This is a genomic window from Paenibacillus sp. FSL H7-0323 (genome assembly GCF_038002725.1).
GTDB lineage: Bacteria > Bacillota > Bacilli > Paenibacillales > Paenibacillaceae > Paenibacillus_AQ > Paenibacillus_AQ odorifer.
On record NZ_JBBODB010000001.1, the window covers coordinates 4,964,682 to 4,983,177 of the forward strand.

The 18,496-nt window shown below is 47.0% G+C and carries 13 protein-coding genes and 3 rRNA genes; all 16 read left to right on the forward strand.

The annotated features are described in order from the left end of the window. Window positions 1-174 precede the first annotated feature (174 nt). The 16 genes from MHH89_RS22425 (at window position 175) to pdxS (ending at window position 18,483) form a co-directional block, all read left to right on the forward strand. Window positions 175-1,788: an anthranilate synthase component I family protein gene (locus MHH89_RS22425; RefSeq protein WP_076282733.1), complete on the forward strand. Its 1,614-nt coding sequence runs from the start codon at window positions 175-177 to the stop codon at window positions 1,786-1,788. Beyond that, entirely contained in the window at window positions 1,785-2,366 is a 582-nt protein-coding gene (gene pabA / locus MHH89_RS22430; protein WP_036678733.1) for an aminodeoxychorismate/anthranilate synthase component II, read from the forward strand. The genes MHH89_RS22425 and pabA overlap by 4 nt, the downstream gene beginning before the upstream one ends. Next, window positions 2,363-3,244, forward strand: a complete 882-nt coding sequence (locus MHH89_RS22435) for an aminotransferase class IV (protein WP_076130082.1) — start codon at window positions 2,363-2,365, stop codon at window positions 3,242-3,244. The genes pabA and MHH89_RS22435 overlap by 4 nt, the downstream gene beginning before the upstream one ends. After that, a complete protein-coding gene (gene folP, locus MHH89_RS22440) occupies window positions 3,241-4,098 on the forward strand; it encodes a dihydropteroate synthase (RefSeq protein ID WP_076186830.1) in 858 nt (285 codons plus the stop codon). Before MHH89_RS22435 ends, folP begins: the two co-directional genes overlap by 4 nt. A gap of 30 nt (window positions 4,099-4,128) precedes the next feature. Next, window positions 4,129-4,491 (forward strand): dihydroneopterin aldolase, encoded by a 363-nt coding sequence (gene folB, locus MHH89_RS22445; protein WP_076138480.1) that lies wholly within the window; start codon window positions 4,129-4,131, stop codon window positions 4,489-4,491. Window positions 4,492-4,502: 11 nt separating this feature from the next. Next, window positions 4,503-5,054 carry a 2-amino-4-hydroxy-6-hydroxymethyldihydropteridine diphosphokinase gene (gene folK / locus MHH89_RS22450; RefSeq protein ID WP_036678725.1) on the forward strand — a complete coding sequence of 184 codons (552 nt, stop codon included), beginning with the start codon at window positions 4,503-4,505 and terminating at the stop codon, window positions 5,052-5,054. After that, the gene (locus MHH89_RS22455) at window positions 5,006-5,215 is read left to right on the forward strand and encodes a helix-turn-helix domain-containing protein (protein ID WP_076099929.1); all 210 of its coding nucleotides are present in this window, start codon (window positions 5,006-5,008) and stop codon (window positions 5,213-5,215) included. The genes folK and MHH89_RS22455 overlap by 49 nt, the downstream gene beginning before the upstream one ends. A gap of 33 nt (window positions 5,216-5,248) precedes the next feature. Then, entirely contained in the window at window positions 5,249-6,265 is a 1,017-nt protein-coding gene (gene dusB, locus MHH89_RS22460; RefSeq protein WP_076130084.1) for a tRNA dihydrouridine synthase DusB, read from the forward strand. Between the two features lie 201 nt (window positions 6,266-6,466). After that, window positions 6,467-6,946 (forward strand): transcription elongation factor GreA, encoded by a 480-nt coding sequence (gene greA / locus MHH89_RS22465; protein ID WP_036678719.1) that lies wholly within the window; start codon window positions 6,467-6,469, stop codon window positions 6,944-6,946. Window positions 6,947-7,194: 248 nt separating this feature from the next. Further along, a complete protein-coding gene (gene lysS / locus MHH89_RS22470) occupies window positions 7,195-8,712 on the forward strand; it encodes a lysine--tRNA ligase (RefSeq protein WP_038573979.1) in 1,518 nt (505 codons plus the stop codon). Window positions 8,713-9,118: 406 nt separating this feature from the next. Further along, window positions 9,119-10,676, forward strand: a 16S ribosomal RNA gene (locus tag MHH89_RS22475). Window positions 10,677-10,908: 232 nt separating this feature from the next. Further along, a 23S ribosomal RNA gene (locus tag MHH89_RS22480) occupies window positions 10,909-13,834 on the forward strand. 128 nt (window positions 13,835-13,962) lie between these two features. Next, window positions 13,963-14,079, forward strand: a 5S ribosomal RNA gene (gene rrf / locus MHH89_RS22485). Together the 16S, 23S and 5S rRNA genes form the textbook arrangement of a ribosomal RNA operon. Before the next feature lie 432 nt (window positions 14,080-14,511). Next, window positions 14,512-15,969 carry an IMP dehydrogenase gene (gene guaB / locus MHH89_RS22490; RefSeq protein ID WP_036679982.1) on the forward strand — a complete coding sequence of 486 codons (1,458 nt, stop codon included), beginning with the start codon at window positions 14,512-14,514 and terminating at the stop codon, window positions 15,967-15,969. A 125-nt stretch (window positions 15,970-16,094) separates the two neighbouring features. After that, on the forward strand, window positions 16,095-17,489 hold the full coding sequence (locus tag MHH89_RS22495) for a D-alanyl-D-alanine carboxypeptidase family protein (protein ID WP_076187220.1): 1,395 nt from the start codon (window positions 16,095-16,097) through the stop codon (window positions 17,487-17,489). A gap of 112 nt (window positions 17,490-17,601) precedes the next feature. Then, complete coding sequence (gene pdxS / locus MHH89_RS22500) at window positions 17,602-18,483, forward strand: pyridoxal 5'-phosphate synthase lyase subunit PdxS (protein ID WP_036679980.1); 882 nt, start codon at window positions 17,602-17,604, stop codon at window positions 18,481-18,483. Window positions 18,484-18,496: the final 13 nt, after the last annotated feature.

Below are 18,496 nucleotides of genomic sequence, written 5' to 3' on the forward strand. Positions count from 1 at the left end.
AAAAAATCATAATAATTTCCTATCGCTGAGGGCTTTTCAATAATGCCTTAAGTACAGTATACTGACAGGCAATATACTACTGACGATTGGACAAAACTAAGCAAATGCTTACGAAGCGAGTTTTATTGCGAAGTGATGTCTACGAAGTAATGGCTTCATAAAACTTTTAGGAGGATGGCTTTGGAAATCATAACAACCTGGAACGAGTGGGAACAATGGGCTGCTGAAGACTGGAGCATGTTTCCCTTGATTATAAAATCCCCCCGGTGCACCAACGAATTACCCGCGTCCTGGGAGAAAGCCTGGGAGTTAGCTTCCCAGTATTCTGTAGTTTTAGAAAGTGGTAAGGGTGGCCGTTATACGTACTTGGGCTTAAATCCTGTTTCGATATTGAAGGGCAAGGAGGATAACGCGGAAGTATTTAGCTTCCCTACTGAATCTTTGGAATCAGCATCAGTGAACGAGGAGAGGACACCTGAGGCAACAACACTGCATGGACAACCGCTGGAGCTACTGCAGCAATGGATGTCGGATTTTACGTCGCCTAAGTTAAAGGTTGAAGATGTTCCTCCTTTCTCTGGTGGATGTATTGGATTCCTTGGTTATGATGTGGTTCGTTCTTTGGAACGATTGCCGTCTCTTGCCCAAGATGATCCTGATTTTCCTGATTATCTTTTTATGAGGTTTGACGAGATATGGATTTATGATCACGAAGAGCATGTGCTGTATTGTGCTGTCCACGTTCCAGTTCCAGCAGACTGTGGGCTGGAGGATCTGCAAAATCTCTATCTTGGCAGTATAGAACAGGCTGGACAAATGGTAGAGCAGTGGCAGCTGATATCTTCAGCTGCAGGATTGGATGATGAGGCCGTGGGCAGCATTGAGGCCCTTACAGTTTCATCAGGAGAGTGGCCGGGCATGGCCTCGGCTTTCTCGCCTGAGAAGTTTCAGCAGGCAGTGGTGGACGTTCAGGAATACATCCGCCAAGGCGATGTCTTCCAAGTGAACCTCTCGCTGCGCCAGGAGACGCAGCTGAAGTCCTCGCCGGAGGATGTTTACGAGTGGCTGCGCAAGCTCAACCCGTCCCCGTACATGGGGCTCTTGCGGTCGCCCGGCTTCGCGCTGTCTAGCGCTTCACCGGAGCTGCTCGTCAAGCTGCACGGTGACAAAGTGAGCGCCCGGCCCATCGCCGGCACCCGGCGCCGGGGACTCACTCCCGCGGAGGATGCCGCCATGGAGGCGGAGCTTCGCGGGAGCGAAAAAGAGATCGCCGAGCATATCATGCTTGTCGATCTGGAACGCAACGACATCGGACGTGTCGCTGCATACGGTTCCGTCAGCGTGCCGGAGCTGATGACGGTGGAGCGCTACTCTCATGTGATGCATCTCGTTTCGCAGGTAGAGGGCCAGATTGCGCCGGATAAAGACGCTTATGCGGTTATTGCAGCTTTATTCCCGGGGGGAACCATCACAGGGGCTCCCAAGGTAAGGACAATGGAGATTATCGAAGAACTGGAGCCGGTTCGACGGGGACCCTATACAGGTTCGATGGGTTTTATTGACTATAACGGCAATATGGAATTAAATATTATTATAAGAACGCTGGCTGTAAAAGACGGGGTCGGATATATTCAGACAGGTGCCGGCATAGTGATCGATTCTGATCCCTACCGTGAATACCGTGAATGCCATAATAAAGCCAAAGCGGTAGTGAAGGCAGTACTCTGTAGTGAACTGCAGCAGGAATTGCCAGCTACCAGCGGAGCCGAAGGGGGAGTAGCACTGTGATCTTGGTCATCGATAATTATGATTCCTTTACGTATAACCTCGTACAGTATTTAGGTGAGCTTGGGGAAGAGGTTAAAGTGCACCGCAATGATGAAATTACCATCGAAGAGATTGAAAAACTGGCACCTGACCATATTCTGATTTCACCAGGCCCATGTACACCAAATGAAGCGGGAATTAGTCTGGAATTGTTGCATCATTTCAAGGGGATCATTCCGATCTTCGGCGTATGCCTTGGACATCAAGCGATTGGACAAGCATTTGGTGGCAATGTCATCCGTGCTGAGCGTTTGATGCATGGGAAGACATCGCCTATTTACCATAACGGGACCTCAGTTTTTGAAGGTCTGGAGTCTCCATTTACAGCTACCCGATATCATTCACTGATTGTAGAGCGGGAGAGTCTCCCAGATTGCTTGGAGATTACGGCTGAGACTGAAGAGGGGGAGATTATGGCATTGCGCCATAAAGAATACCCTATTGAAGGTGTGCAGTTCCACCCGGAATCTATTATTACGGATCATGGTCATACGATGCTGCGTAATTTCTTGAAACGGAGAGCCGGAGAAACGGCATGAAATATATAGGATTTAACAATGGTGTCATTGACGCCCGAGAAGCCGTGGTTTCTGCCTTGGATCACGGCTTTTTGTACGGCATTGGCTTGTTCGAAACCTTTCGGACCTATGGGGGAGTTCCCTTTTTGCTGGAGCGTCATTTGAAGCGTATGGCAGAGGGGTGCAAGGAACTGGGCATTCCATTTGAGGCAGAAGCGGCACATCTACTTGACTGGATTAAGCGCGTCATGGACAAAAATGAATTAAAAGAAGCTTATATACGCTATACCGTAACAGCCGGTGAGGATATTCTCGGATTACCTGCTGGTGATTATCAAAAGCCCAATCATTTGTTGTACATCAAAGCGCTGCCGAAAGTACCAGATAAGCTTAACAGTGAAGGCAAAGAGCTGCAGCTGTTGTCCTTGCGGCGTAATACTCCTGAGGGAACAGTGCGATTCAAGTCGCTGCATTATATGAATAACATTCTGGCTAAGCGTGAGCTTAGAGGGTATGCTTCTGCGGCAAATGGTGCTGAAGGACTAATGCTGACGGCAGAAGAATTTATTGCGGAGGGCATTGTCAGCAACATCTTTTTTATTAAAAACAACAGGCTCTATACCCCAGATCTCACCACAGGCATTCTTCCGGGAATTACCCGGGAAATGGTGCTGGAGCTGGCTCTTAGTGCAGGCCTTAGTGTTGAAGAAGGAACATATCACTGGGAGCAGTTGAAAGCTGCTGATGAAGTGTTTCTTACCAATTCCGTACAAGAAATTGTTCCTGTTACCGGGGTGTGGCACGGAGATGCAAGATTTACTATAGGTACTGGCCAGTGTGGAACAATTACTGCTGGCTTGATTTCATTATATAGAGATAGGACGGCGATTGCGAAATGAGACCAGTCCTCTTTAAGCGGACATACCGTTGTGGAAATACAGACTTGGAGTTAGGAAATCGAACATTGATTATGGGCATCCTTAATGTTACCCCTGATTCTTTTTCAGATGGAGGACTTTGGGATCATCCGGACAAAGCCGTTGAGCATGCGCTGCGTATGGCTGCAGAGGGTGCTGATATTATTGATATCGGCGGTGAATCTACTCGTCCTGGTCATCAACCGGTGGGACTTGAAGAGGAGTTAGCCCGTGTATTGCCTGTGATCGAGAGTATTCATAAGGCGGCACCTCATCTTCCGTTATCCATCGATACCTATAAAGCTGAGGTAGCCCGCCAAGCTATGGCTGCGGGTGCCCATATCATTAATGATATATGGGGTTGTAAGGCTGATCCGGAAATGGCGGCAGTGGCCGCTGCTGCTGACTGTCCTATTATTTTGATGCATAACCGGCAGGACCGTAATTATACGAATCTGAGTGCGGATATGTCGGCTGACCTTAAGGAAAGTATTGATCTTGCGTTAGCCGCAGGTGTTAAGCCGGCCAATATCATATTGGATCCAGGTATCGGCTTTGCTAAGGATTATAATGAAAACCTGCAGGCAATGATGCTTTTAGACGGGTTGACTGAGTTAGGCTATCCGTTGTTACTGGCGACATCCCGCAAAAAATTCATCCGCACGGTACTTGATTTGCCGTCTGATGATGTTGTGGAAGGCACCGCAGCTACAGTAGCTTTTGGTATTGCTCAGGGTTGCCAGATCGTACGTGTACATGATGTATCTCTAATTAAACGAACGGTTAAGATGTGTGATGCGATGTTGTATGCTGCACCTCCAGTGGTGCGTGAATAGCTATATTTTACGAAAAAGGGCGGATTAATCATGGATAAAATGACAATGCATCGCATGGAATATTACGGATACCACGGTGTATTTGAGGAAGAGCGTAAGCTGGGACAACGTTTTTACATTGATTTAGAGCTTGAGCTTGATTTGCAGGGTGCGGGCTTGAATGATGATTTGAATCAAACTGTGAATTATGCTGAAGTTCATGAATTAGTCAAAAATATTGTCGAAATAAAGTCTTTTAAGTTGATTGAAGCTTTGGCAGAATATATTGCATCCTCCGTACTGGACACTTATACTGTTATCAATGCAGTAACGGTTAAGGTAACTAAACCTCATCCGCCTTTCGACATTCATTTTCAGGGAGTGACTGTAGAGCTGCGCAGAACTAGAAAGTGAGAACAAGGTCCATGAATATACATTCCACCTCTGAAGAATCAGAGGCTTATATTGCTTTAGGGGCTAATTTGGGTGACCGCGAGGGCACACTGTCAGAGGCTTTGAACAGACTGGACGCTCATGATGAAATATCGGTGGTCCGCTGCTCCAAAGTTTACGAGACAGAGCCAGTAGGTTATTTAGATCAGCCGCAGTTTCTCAATATGGCAGCAGCTTTGCGAACGACACTTGCGCCCGAGTCCTTGCTGGAAGTGATGTTGGGGATTGAAACGCAGTTGGGTCGTATCCGGGATATCCGCTATGGACCGAGAACGGTAGATTTGGATTTGTTGTGGGTTGAGGGTCAGGTGCTCGATACACCACATTTAACGTTACCGCATCCACGCATGTTAGAGCGTGCTTTTGTATTGTTTCCGCTCAGTGACATCGTTCCACAGAATGAACAATCTTCCGGACTTCGCAAGCTGATTACAGCAGCGCTTCAAGACATAGACGGGAAGGAAGGAATTCGGTTGTGGACAACAAGCGTTTGGGACGGAGGGTCAGGGCATTCCGTAAGCTAAAAGGGTATACTCAACAGGATCTTGCGGATCTTGCCGGAATTTCCTTGGCTGTGCTTGGTGCAGTCGAGAGGGGTAACAGACGATTAGAAGATCAAATTTTAGATAAAATTGCGAATGTTCTAGGGGTTACAACAGAAGAGCTTGTGGATCCCAACTCATAATTTCCAAGAATTAAAAGGCAGGAAGTGATACGAATGCTGAAGATTGGCGATATTGAGATGAAAAATCAGGTTGTTCTGGCACCTATGGCTGGCGTGTGCAATCCGGCTTTTCGTCTGATCGCTAAGGAATTTGGTACAGGTCTGGTCTGTGCGGAAATGGTAAGCGATAAGGCCATTATTCACGGAAATACACGTACTCGCGAAATGTTGTTTGTAGATGAACGGGAGAAACCGCTTAGTTTGCAGATTTTTGGCGGGGATAGAGCATCACTGGTGCAAGCAGCTAAAGTCGTTGATAAAGAAACCAATGCTGATATTATCGATATCAATATGGGATGCCCAGTGCCAAAAGTGACTAAATGTGATGCGGGAGCCCGCTGGCTTTTGAATCCCGACAAAATCTATGAAATGGTCTCTGCGGTTGTCGATGTTGTCGATAAACCGGTAACCGTGAAAATGCGGATTGGCTGGGATAGCGAGCATATTTTTGTCGAAGATAATGCGCGTGCGGTTGAACGTGCCGGGGGTAAGGCTGTCAGCGTACACGGTCGTACCCGCGAGCAGCTTTACACAGGCCATGCGGACTGGAACTACATCAAGATGGCAAAAGAAGCAGTTTCCATTCCCGTTATTGGCAACGGGGATGTTAATACACCTGAAGATGCTCGGGCTATGTTGGATCAGACTGGCTGCGATGGTGTAATGATCGGGCGTGGAGCACTCGGTAATCCTTGGATGTTGTATCGTACCATTCAATATTTGAGCACCGGCGAGCTTATGCCTGAACCTGGTTTGGATGAGAAGATTAAGGTTGCTATTCTTCATATGGATCGTCTGGTAGCTCTTAAGGGAGAAGCTGTAGCTGTCCGTGAGATGCGTAAGCATATGGCTTGGTATTTAAAAGGCTTGAAGGCTGCCGCTAGAGTGAAGGATGTTCTTATGACAGAAACAAAACGCGATGGAATGGTGAGGATATTGAATGATTTTGTCGTTCAATTAAAGCATGAAGAAGAGAGCAAGGGCATTGAAATGTCTTCTTCTGCTGTATAATTGCCTTTTTTCTGCTGATATTTGAACACATCTGACTTTATATGTGGTGTCATTGACATTTTGTAGCGGTTCCAATATAATTTCACAGTATAAAATCGCCGTTACAGTAAGAGCAATGCAGCAGGGAGGGTTCTTATCCTTCTAGATTAGCATATAGTATGGTGTTTTCAATAATTGTATACGACAGGAGAATCGGTTGAGATGAGCGATAAAGAAGTCATCCTTACGCCGGACGGGCTAAAACGTCTGGAAGATGAGCTGGAGACCCTCAAATCCGTAAAACGCCGTGAGGTTGCTGAACGGATTAAGGTAGCGATTGGCTACGGAGATATCAGTGAGAACTCGGAGTATGAAGACGCGAAGAATGAGCAAGCTTTTATCGAAGGACGCGTTCTCACTTTGGAGAAGATGCTTCGCAACGCGCGTATCATCAATAGCGACGAGATCGTTACTGACGTAGTAAGTATTGGTGTTACTGTAAGTGTCGAGGATTTGGAATATGGGGACACTATGGAGTATACGATCGTAGGTACAGCAGAATCTGATCCACTGAATAACAAGATTTCCAACGAAAGTCCGGTAGGCAAAGCTATTATCGGAAAAAAAATAGGTACGGTAGTTGATGTTTCTACACCTGCAGGAGTTATTCAATATAAAATTCTCGATATCAGAATGAAGTAATATACAGACCTTAATGTCTGTAAATAGATGTGCTGCCATATGTATTAGTCACTTCACTGTACATAGGTAGATAAGGGAACATGTTTGGGAAAGCTTCCTTAGGGAAGCTTTTTTCAAATCATCCAGAAACGATAGGTAAAACAAACTGCTTATATTTTGAGCTGGAACGGGACTGTCCTCTAACTATGGAGACGGAGCCGTTTCTTCTTGTGTATATGATATTACTGAGTTATAAGGGGATGAATCGCATGACCGAGGAAATGAACAATGTGGACAATGCAGAGAATGAACTTAGTGAGCTTTTGCAGATCCGCCGTGCCAAACTGGACGAGCTAAGAGGACTTGGTATTGATCCTTTTGGCAAAAAATACGAGCGCACAGCTAACGCTGGCGATATCGTAGCTAAGTATGATGGACTTTCCAAAGAGGAATTGGACGAGCTTTCTGTTGAAGTGAGCATTGCTGGGCGTATTATGGCAAAACGCGTTATGGGTAAAGCCAGCTTTGCGCATATCCAGGACCTTAGCGGAAGAATTCAGCTTTATGTTCGTCAAGACAGCATTCCTGAAACTCAATACGCGGCGTTTAATGTTCTCGATCTGGGAGATATTATCGGCGTTCGTGGAACAGTATTCAAAACCAAAACAGGCGAGACCTCCATCAAAGTGCATAATCTCGAAGTCTTGTCCAAGTCCCTGCTGCCACTTCCTGAAAAATATCATGGTCTTAAAGATGTAGAACTGCGTTATCGCCAGCGCTATGTTGATTTGATTATTAATCCGGAAGTTCAACAGACCTTTATTGCCCGTTCAAGAATTATTCAATCGATGCGTCGTTATTTGGATTCACTTGGTTATCTTGAAGTTGAAACACCTACACTTCATACGATCGCCGGTGGAGCAGCTGCGCGTCCGTTTATTACTTACCACAACACACTTGAAATGCAGCTGTATATGCGGATTGCTATCGAGCTTCACTTGAAACGCCTTATCGTTGGCGGTTTGGAAAAAGTGTATGAAATCGGCCGTGTCTACCGTAACGAGGGAATGTCGACTCGTCATAATCCAGAGTTCACTATGATTGAGTTGTACGAAGCATATGCCGACTACAAGGACATCATGAATCTCACGGAGAATATGATTGCACATATTGCCCAAGAGGTATTAGGTACACAACTGCTGGATTACCAAGGCAAAGAGGTAAATCTGTCTCCAGGATGGCGTCGTGTAACTATGGTTGATGCTGTTAAAGAAGTAACCGGTGTTGATTTCAGCGTTCACATGACAGATGACGAAGCACAAGCTTTGGCAAAAGAACATCGTGTGCCTGTTGAGAAACATATGACGTTCGGTCATATCCTTAATGCTTTCTTCGAGCAATTTGTAGAGGAAACTCTAATTCAGCCAACCTTTGTAATGGGACACCCTGTTGAAATTTCACCACTTGCGAAGAAAAACGATGAGGATCCACGCTTTACCGATCGTTTTGAGCTGTTTATTGTGGGTCGTGAGCACGCTAATGCATTTAGTGAATTGAATGATCCGATTGACCAACGTCAACGCTTTGAGGCACAGATCCAGGAGAAAGAGCAAGGTAATGACGAAGCTCATGAGATGGACGATGATTTCATCCGCGCCCTGGAATATGGTATGCCACCTACTGGCGGACTGGGAATCGGCGTAGACCGTTTGATCATGCTGCTTACCAATTCTGCATCGATTCGCGATGTATTGCTGTTTCCACATATGCGTAACCGTACTGAATAGTATCTATACAACATAGGGCTTAAGGGAGCTGTCTAAGGGCAGTTCTCTCAGCTACTGTTGATTAGAAGCGGTGCTTTCACTTCATTGCTCCTATAGAATGTAGAGATTTAATATTAGTTTCAAAAAAACTCTTGCAATGCATCTCCATACATGATATATTATAAGTCCGGCCAAGAAGTACACATGCCGAGCTCGAAAAAGAAGTTAAAAAAAGAGCTTGACATTAAATAGCCGAACATGATATAGTATAAGAGTTGCTGCTGAGACATTAAACGGCGCCAACGAGAACTTGATCTTTGAAAACTGAACAACGAGTGAGTGGGAAATCACGTAAGTGAAATCCAAAATTAGAGAATTAATTTTCTCGTCAGATGTTTCAAAATGAGCATATCGCTCTTTTCAATACTAATTGGAGAGTTTGATCCTGGCTCAGGACGAACGCTGGCGGCGTGCCTAATACATGCAAGTCGAGCGGAGTTACTTTGAAAGCTTGCTTTCAAAGTAACTTAGCGGCGGACGGGTGAGTAACACGTAGGCAACCTGCCCTTCAGACTGGGATAACTACCGGAAACGGTAGCTAATACCGGATAATTTCTTTTTTCTCCTGAGAGAAGAATGAAAGACGGAGCAATCTGTCACTGAGGGATGGGCCTGCGGCGCATTAGCTAGTTGGTGGGGTAACGGCCCACCAAGGCGACGATGCGTAGCCGACCTGAGAGGGTGAACGGCCACACTGGGACTGAGACACGGCCCAGACTCCTACGGGAGGCAGCAGTAGGGAATCTTCCGCAATGGGCGAAAGCCTGACGGAGCAACGCCGCGTGAGTGATGAAGGTTTTCGGATCGTAAAGCTCTGTTGCCAGGGAAGAACGTCCGGTAGAGTAACTGCTACCGGAGTGACGGTACCTGAGAAGAAAGCCCCGGCTAACTACGTGCCAGCAGCCGCGGTAATACGTAGGGGGCAAGCGTTGTCCGGAATTATTGGGCGTAAAGCGCGCGCAGGCGGCTATTTAAGTCTGGTGTTTAAACCTTGGGCTCAACCTGAGGTCGCACTGGAAACTGGGTGGCTTGAGTACAGAAGAGGAAAGTGGAATTCCACGTGTAGCGGTGAAATGCGTAGATATGTGGAGGAACACCAGTGGCGAAGGCGACTTTCTGGGCTGTAACTGACGCTGAGGCGCGAAAGCGTGGGGAGCAAACAGGATTAGATACCCTGGTAGTCCACGCCGTAAACGATGAGTGCTAGGTGTTAGGGGTTTCGATACCCTTGGTGCCGAAGTTAACACAGTAAGCACTCCGCCTGGGGAGTACGGTCGCAAGACTGAAACTCAAAGGAATTGACGGGGACCCGCACAAGCAGTGGAGTATGTGGTTTAATTCGAAGCAACGCGAAGAACCTTACCAGGTCTTGACATCCCTCTGAATCTGCTAGAGATAGCAGCGGCCTTCGGGACAGAGGAGACAGGTGGTGCATGGTTGTCGTCAGCTCGTGTCGTGAGATGTTGGGTTAAGTCCCGCAACGAGCGCAACCCTTAACTTTAGTTGCCAGCAAGTGATGTTGGGCACTCTAGAGTGACTGCCGGTGACAAACCGGAGGAAGGTGGGGATGACGTCAAATCATCATGCCCCTTATGACCTGGGCTACACACGTACTACAATGGCCGGTACAACGGGAAGCGAAGCCGCGAGGTGGAGCCAATCCCATCAAAGCCGGTCTCAGTTCGGATTGCAGGCTGCAACTCGCCTGCATGAAGTCGGAATTGCTAGTAATCGCGGATCAGCATGCCGCGGTGAATACGTTCCCGGGTCTTGTACACACCGCCCGTCACACCACGAGAGTTTACAACACCCGAAGTCGGTGGGGTAACCCGCAAGGGAGCCAGCCGCCGAAGGTGGGGTAGATGATTGGGGTGAAGTCGTAACAAGGTAGCCGTATCGGAAGGTGCGGCTGGATCACCTCCTTTCTATGGAGAATCGTTCTCTGCAATGAGGACATTCAAATCGGAAGCTCAGCTTCCAAAACTCAGGTTTAGGCCTGTTACTCACTCGTTGCTCAGTTTTGAGAGTTTAAGCTCTCAAGTAAGACTTGATCCTTGAAAACTGGATACCGAAACGAATTTGCGTTTTAGAACATCTTTTAGCAACTTGTGCAAACAAGTAAATGTTATTAGTGAGATTTTTCTTTGGAAGAATCAAGGTTAAGCTAATAAGAGCACACGGAGGATGCCTAGGCGCCAGGAGCCGACGAAGGACGTGGCGAACAACGAAACTGCCTCGGGGAGCTGTAAGCAAGCTTTGATCCGGGGGTGTCCGAATGGGGAAACCCAGCTGTGGTAATTCGCAGTTACTCATTTCTGAATACATAGGAAATGTAGAGGCAGACCAGGGGAACTGAAACATCTAAGTACCCTGAGGAAGAGAAAACAATAGTGATTCCGTCAGTAGCGGCGAGCGAACGCGGAACAGCCTAAACCTAAGAGCTTGCTCTTAGGGGTTGTGGGACGTCTCACATGGAGTTACAAAGGAATATGGTAGGTGAAGAGGTCTGGAAAGGCCCGCGATAGAGGTAAAAGCCCTGTAACCTAAACTGTGTTCTCTCCGAGACGGATCCCGAGTAGTGCGGGGCACGTGAAACCCCGTATGAATCCAGCAGGACCATCTGCTAAGGCTAAATACTACCTGGCGACCGATAGTGAAACAGTACCGTGAGGGAAAGGTGAAAAGCACCCCGGAAGGGGAGTGAAATAGAACCTGAAACCGTGTGCTTACAAAAAGTCAGAGCCCTATTAATGGGTGATGGCGTGCCTTTTGTAGAATGAACCGGCGAGTTACGTTTAACATGCAAGGTTAAGCCGAGAAGGTGGAGCCGCAGCGAAAGCGAGTCTGAATAGGGCGATTGAGTATGTGGACGTAGACCCGAAACCGTGTGATCTACCCCTGTCCAGGGTGAAGGTGCGGTAACACGCACTGGAGGCCCGAACCCACGTACGTTGAAAAGTGCGGGGATGAGGTGGGGGTAGCGGAGAAATTCCAATCGAACTCGGAGATAGCTGGTTCTCCCCGAAATAGCTTTAGGGCTAGCCTCGGTATAAGAGTAGTGGAGGTAGAGCACTGATTGGGTGCGGGGTCCGCAAGGATTACCAAGCTCAGTCAAACTCCGAATGCCATATACTTATTGCCGGGAGTCAGACAGTGAGTGCTAAGATCCATTGTCAAAAGGGAAACAGCCCAGACCATCAGCTAAGGTCCCCAAGTGTGTGTTAAGTGGGAAAGGATGTGGAGTTGCACAGACAACCAGGATGTTGGCTTAGAAGCAGCCACCATTGAAAGAGTGCGTAATAGCTCACTGGTCGAGTGACTCTGCGCCGAAAATGTAACGGGGCTAAACACACCACCGAAGCTATGGCTAGATACTATGTATCTGGGGTAGGGGAGCGTTGTGTAGGGGTTGAAGGTGTACTGAAAAGAGCGCTGGACACTACACAAGTGAGAATGCCGGTATGAGTAACGAAAAGATCAGTGAGAATCTGATCCGCCGAAAGCCCAAGGTTTCCTGAGGAAGGCTCGTCCGCTCAGGGTAAGTCGGGACCTAAGGCGAGGCCGAAAGGCGTAGTCGAAGGACAACAGTTTGAAATTACTGTACCACCGTAATCCGCTATGAGCGATGGGGTGACGCAGGAGGGTAGTGACGCGGACTGATGGATGTCCGTCTAAGCAGTGAGGCTGATGTGTAGGCAAATCCGCACATCGATAAGGCTGAGCTGTGATGGGGAGCGAAAATTGTAGTAGCGAAGGTCATGATCTCACACTGCCAAGAAAAGCCTCTAGCCAGGAGAAGGTGCCCGTACCGCAAACCGACACAGGTAGGCGAGAAGAGAATTCTAAGGCGCGCGGAAGAACTCTCGTTAAGGAACTCGGCAAAATGACCCCGTAACTTCGGGAGAAGGGGTGCCCCGGTAGTGTGAATAGCACGAGGGGGCCGCAGTGAAAAGGCCCAAGCGACTGTTTAGCAAAAACACAGGTCTGTGCGAAGCCGCAAGGCGAAGTATACGGGCTGACGCCTGCCCGGTGCTGGAAGGTTAAGGGGAGTGGTTAGGGGTAACCCGAAGCTATGAACCGAAGCCCCAGTAAACGGCGGCCGTAACTATAACGGTCCTAAGGTAGCGAAATTCCTTGTCAGGTAAATTCTGACCCGCACGAATGGCGTAACGACTTGGGCGCTGTCTCAACGAGAGATCCGGTGAAATTTTAATACCTGTGAAGATGCAGGTTACCCGCGACAAGACGGAAAGACCCCATGGAGCTTTACTGCAGCTTGATATTGAATTTGGGTACGATCTGTACAGGATAGGTGGGAGCCGTAGAAATCGGAGCGCAAGCTTCGGTGGAGGCGCCGTTGGGATACCACCCTGATCGTATCTAGGTTCTAACCTAGTACCCTTACCGGGTACGGGGACCGTGTCAGGCGGGCAGTTTGACTGGGGCGGTCGCCTCCTAAAGAGTAACGGAGGCGTTCCAAGGTTCCCTCAGAATGGTTGGAAATCATTCGCAGAGTGCAAAGGCATAAGGGAGCTTGACTGCGAGACCTACAAGTCGAGCAGGGACGAAAGTCGGACTTAGTGATCCGGTGGTACCGCATGGAAGGGCCATCGCTCAACGGATAAAAGCTACCCTGGGGATAACAGGCTTATCTCCCCCAAGAGTCCACATCGACGGGGAGGTTTGGCACCTCGATGTCGGCTCATCGCATCCTGGGGCTGAAGTAGGTCCCAAGGGTTGGGCTGTTCGCCCATTAAAGCGGTACGCGAGCTGGGTTCAGAACGTCGTGAGACAGTTCGGTCCCTATCTGTCGTGGGCGCAGGAAATTTGAGAGGAGCTGTCCTTAGTACGAGAGGACCGGGATGGACGTACCGCTGGTGCACCAGTTGTTCCGCCAGGAGCATGGCTGGGTAGCTACGTACGGACGGGATAAGCGCTGAAAGCATCTAAGCGTGAAGCCCCCCTCAAGATGAGATTTCCCAATTAGTAAGACCCCTTGAAGACGACGAGGTAGATAGGTTGGAGGTGGAAGTGCAGCAATGCATGGAGCTGACCAATACTAATCGGTCGAGGGCTTATCCTATACGTAGAATGCAGATTCGTTTCGGATTCAGTTTTCAGGCATCAAGCCTGTAACACGCTTAGAAATTCATTCTCACTTCTGGTGAAGAACCGAATTTCACGCGGCAGCGTCTGTTTCACAGACGCATGTTTGGTGGCGATAGCGGAGGGGTTCCACGCGTACCCATCCCGAACACGACCGTTAAGCCCTCCAGCGCCGATGGTACTTGGACCGAAGGGTCCTGGGAGAGTAGGACGTTGCCAAGCACGCAAGACCACTGTTGAGTAATCGACAGTGGTCTTTTTGTTATGTATATAGAGAATTCATTGGGCTATATTTTGAGATACTAAGATGGAGATAAGCGTGGTTTAAAAAGTGAACAGAGGCGAACTGTAAATTTTTAACACACTAAATTGTCCTCTCAGCACGGACTAACGTCCAATAATTCGCTTACTCGGCGGCCGTTTTTTGAATACCTACTCTGATGATGTAATGTTCTTGACAGTCCAAATGCCCTTTGCTAAGATGGCAATAATATATTTTTGGATAAGCATCTCAAACCTTAATTGAAGATCTACACTTGTTCAGCCCCCAGATGTACAGAATTGTCTGTCGTGAATGGACTGGAGTCAAAGGTTCTTCTTTCATAAAGTTTGTAGGCGGGTATAATTTAAAACAACCGAGGAGGAATGACCCAGGTGTGGAAAGATAAGTTTGGTAAAGAAGGTCTAACTTTTGATGATGTGCTGCTGGTTCCGCGTAAATCTGAGGTACTGCCTAAAGAAGTGGATTTGACCACAGTTCTAAGTAAGAATGTGAAGTTGAATATTCCACTTATGAGTGCAGGTATGGACACAGTCACAGAAGCAGCCATGGCCATTGCAATTGCTCGTGAGGGTGGCATCGGGATTATACACAAGAATATGCCTGTAGAGCAGCAAGCGGAAGAAGTAGATCGTGTGAAGCGTTCCGAGAGCGGAGTTATTACGAATCCATTCTCACTTACGGCAGAACATATGGTATCTGATGCAGAGCTTTTAATGGGTAAATATCGCATTTCCGGAGTGCCGATTGTAGACAGTGACAATAAACTTGTCGGTATTCTGACTAATAGAGACTTACGCTTTATTCATGATTTCAATATTCAAATTAAAGAAGTTATGACACATGAGAATCTTGTAACAGCTGCTGTGGGTACAACCCTTCAGGAAGCAGAAGGTATCCTGCAACGTCATAAGATCGAGAAGCTTCCCCTTGTGGACGAGAATAATATTCTTAAGGGCCTCATCACCATTAAGGATATTGAAAAAGCTATTCAATTCCCTAACGGAGCCAAAGATGCACATGGCCGTCTACTTGTTGGAGCAGCTGTTGGTATCTCTAAAGACACCTTCGAACGTACTGCAGCATTAGTAAAAGCTGGTGTGGACTTGATCGTCGTCGATTCTGCACATGGTCACCACATTAATATAATTGAAGCGGTTCGCCAAATTCGTGAGCTGTATCCTGATCTTACGATTGTTGCTGGTAACGTAGCTACAGGCGAAGCAACCCGTGAACTTATTGAAGCTGGTGCATCTGTAGTTAAAGTAGGTATTGGACCAGGATCGATCTGTACAACACGCGTTATCGCTGGTATCGGCGTACCACAGGTTACAGCCATTTATGATTGTGCCACAGTTGCTCGTGAGTACGGAATTCCTATTATCGCTGATGGCGGTATTAAGTATTCTGGGGAGATCACTAAGGCTATCGCAGCGGGTGCTCATGCTGTAATGATGGGAAGTATGTTTGCGGGTACAGAAGAAAGCCCAGGGGAATCTGAGCTTTATCAAGGCCGTAAATTTAAAGTATATCGTGGTATGGGCAGCATGAGTGCCATGAAACAAGGCAGTAAAGACCGTTATTTCCAAGATGATGATAAAAAGCTCGTTCCTGAAGGAATTGAGGGACGTATTGCTTTTAAAGGGCCTCTTTCTGACACTGTTCATCAATTGATCGGCGGATTGCGCTCAGGTATGGGCTATTGCGGTACGAAGTCATTGGAAGAACTGCGTAACGATACTTCTTTCATTCGTATCACAAGTGCTGGACTTCGTGAGAGCCACCCGCATGATGTGCAAATTACAAAAGAAGCACCAAACTATTCCGTATAATGGACTAACCGTATTATTTTTTGGACAGACAGGACTATTTCGTCCTGTCTGTCTTTTTTTGCGGGTACCCCTGTGTTAGAATAGAACAAGCTATTGATATGAGATTTAAAGGAGAGTCGTAATCATTGAAGCACAAACGAAAATTTAATGGTAAGCAAATTGTAATTAAGACAGCGACTGTAGGTCTGCTTTTAAATATGTTAATGAACCCAGTAATTCCAGCATTGGCTGAAGCGGGCAAAACTCCGGTTACAACCGAAGGTGCCGCAACTGCTACTGAAACTGCACCCAAGACCAACGCAGTTAAGATCCCTTCTGTGGAATCTCTTAACTTGGAATTGAGTTCTGCTATTCTAATAGAACCAACTACAGGCCAAGTACTTATGGCTCTAAATCCAGATACACCACTCCCACCAGCGAGTATGACCAAGATGATGACTGAATATCTTGTATCTGATGCCGTGAAAAAAGGAGACATCTCTTGGGATCAAAAGGTTATCATTCAAGAGAATGCTTCCAAACAGGTCGGATCACGAATTTTTCTGGCGGCTGGAGATGAACATACGGTTAAAGAGCTATACATAGCGATGGCTGTAGGATCGGCGAATGATGCCACAGTTGCTTTGGCAGAATTGGTATCGGGTTCAGAAGAACAATTCGTAGAACTAATGAATCAGACTGCACAGAAGATGGGCATGAAAAATACCTATTTTATTAACTCAACTGGACTTGATCGGGCAGACATGCCGAAGAAATTCCGTCCTGATCTTGATAAAGAGACTGTAATGTCAGCTAGAGATGCAGCTACTCTTGCTAAATTTATAGTTACTGACCACCCGGACTTCACTGAATTTACAACGATTCAGTCTTATAAATTCCGTGATCGGGATACAGCGCCGATCATTAACTACAACTGGATGCTGGAAGCTAACAAAAGTATTCCCAACTTTAAGGCATATGCTTATCCAGGTCTAGATGGACTGAAGACTGGCCATACCACAAATGCAGGTAACTGCTTTACAGGTACTGCTGTGCGTGATGGAATGCGTCTAATCAGTGTTGTTATGGGTGCTAATTCAGAGGCACATCGATTCACAGAAACAAAAAAAGTGCTCGACTACGGGTTTAACAACTTTGAAATCAAACAGGTTGTAGCTCCGAAGGCTGTTATTGCTGGCACGGAAACAGTTCCGGTACTGAAAGGCAAGAATAAAGATGTTTCTATAGTTACTGATGAAGGAGTTTCTTTCATTGTTCCTAAGGGAACGGTTTCTCCTGAAGTTACTACAACTGTTGTAACAAATGACCCTGCAACTTTGGTTGCTCCTATAGCTCAATCCTCTAAAGTAGGTAAAGTTACCTATTCCTACAAGGCTGAAGGCATGCAAGCAGCACAGGAGAAAACAGTTAATCTGATCACAGTAGAGGAAGCTGAGAAGGCTGGCTGGTTCAAGTTGTTCCTTAGAGCGATTGGCGATTTCTTCGGTGATTTATTTTCAGGGATCAAGAACTTGTTCTAATGCAGTTTGGTGTCGAAATCAGCAGTAAATCCGAGTAAATGGGTTGTAGATTTCCCTTCATTGGGGTAAAATTACAAGTTAGATTAAGATAGATCATTCGGGGGGTTAGGACATGGAAACAGGTACATCGCGAGTTAAAAGAGGCATGGCAGAAATGCAAAAAGGCGGCGTCATTATGGACGTCATGAATGCAGAGCAAGCAAAAATTGCTGAGGCTGCTGGTGCAGTTGCTGTTATGGCTCTGGAACGCGTACCTTCTGACATTCGTGCAGCTGGCGGTGTAGCACGGATGGCCGATCCTACAATTGTAGAAGAGGTTCTCAAAGTGGTAAGTATCCCTGTTATGGCTAAGGCTCGTATCGGCCATTATGTAGAAGCGAAAGTTCTAGAATCTTTGGGTGTTGATTACTTGGATGAGAGTGAAGTTCTTACTCCTGCTGATGAAGTATTCCATATTGATAAACATGAGTTCACCGTTCCTTTTGTATGTGGAGCGAAGGATCTGGGAGAAGCACTGAGACGTATTAACGAAGGTGCCTCCATGATCCGTACAAAAGGTGAACCAGGAACAGGCAACATTGTTGAGGCCGTGCGTCACATGCGCTTTATCAACAGTCAAATCCGTAAAGTAACGAATTTGTCCAAGGACGAGCTATATAATGAAGCAAAGAACCTGGGAGTTTCCTACGAGCTGTTGCTCGAAGTACATGAGCTTGGCAAACTGCCGGTTGTTAACTTTGCCGCTGGGGGTGTAGCTACTCCTGCAGATGCTGCTCTTATGATGCATTTGGGTGCTGATGGTGTATTCGTAGGCTCGGGTATTTTTAAATCGGACAATCCTGAGAAATTTGCGCGTGCGATTGTTGAAGCCACTACACACTATACTGATTACAAACTGATTGCTGAAGTATCCAAGAACCTTGGTGCACCAATGAAGGGGATTGATATTGCAACTCTCACCCCGGCTGAACGTATGTCGGAGCGTGGCCGTTAATAGAGAGAAGGTT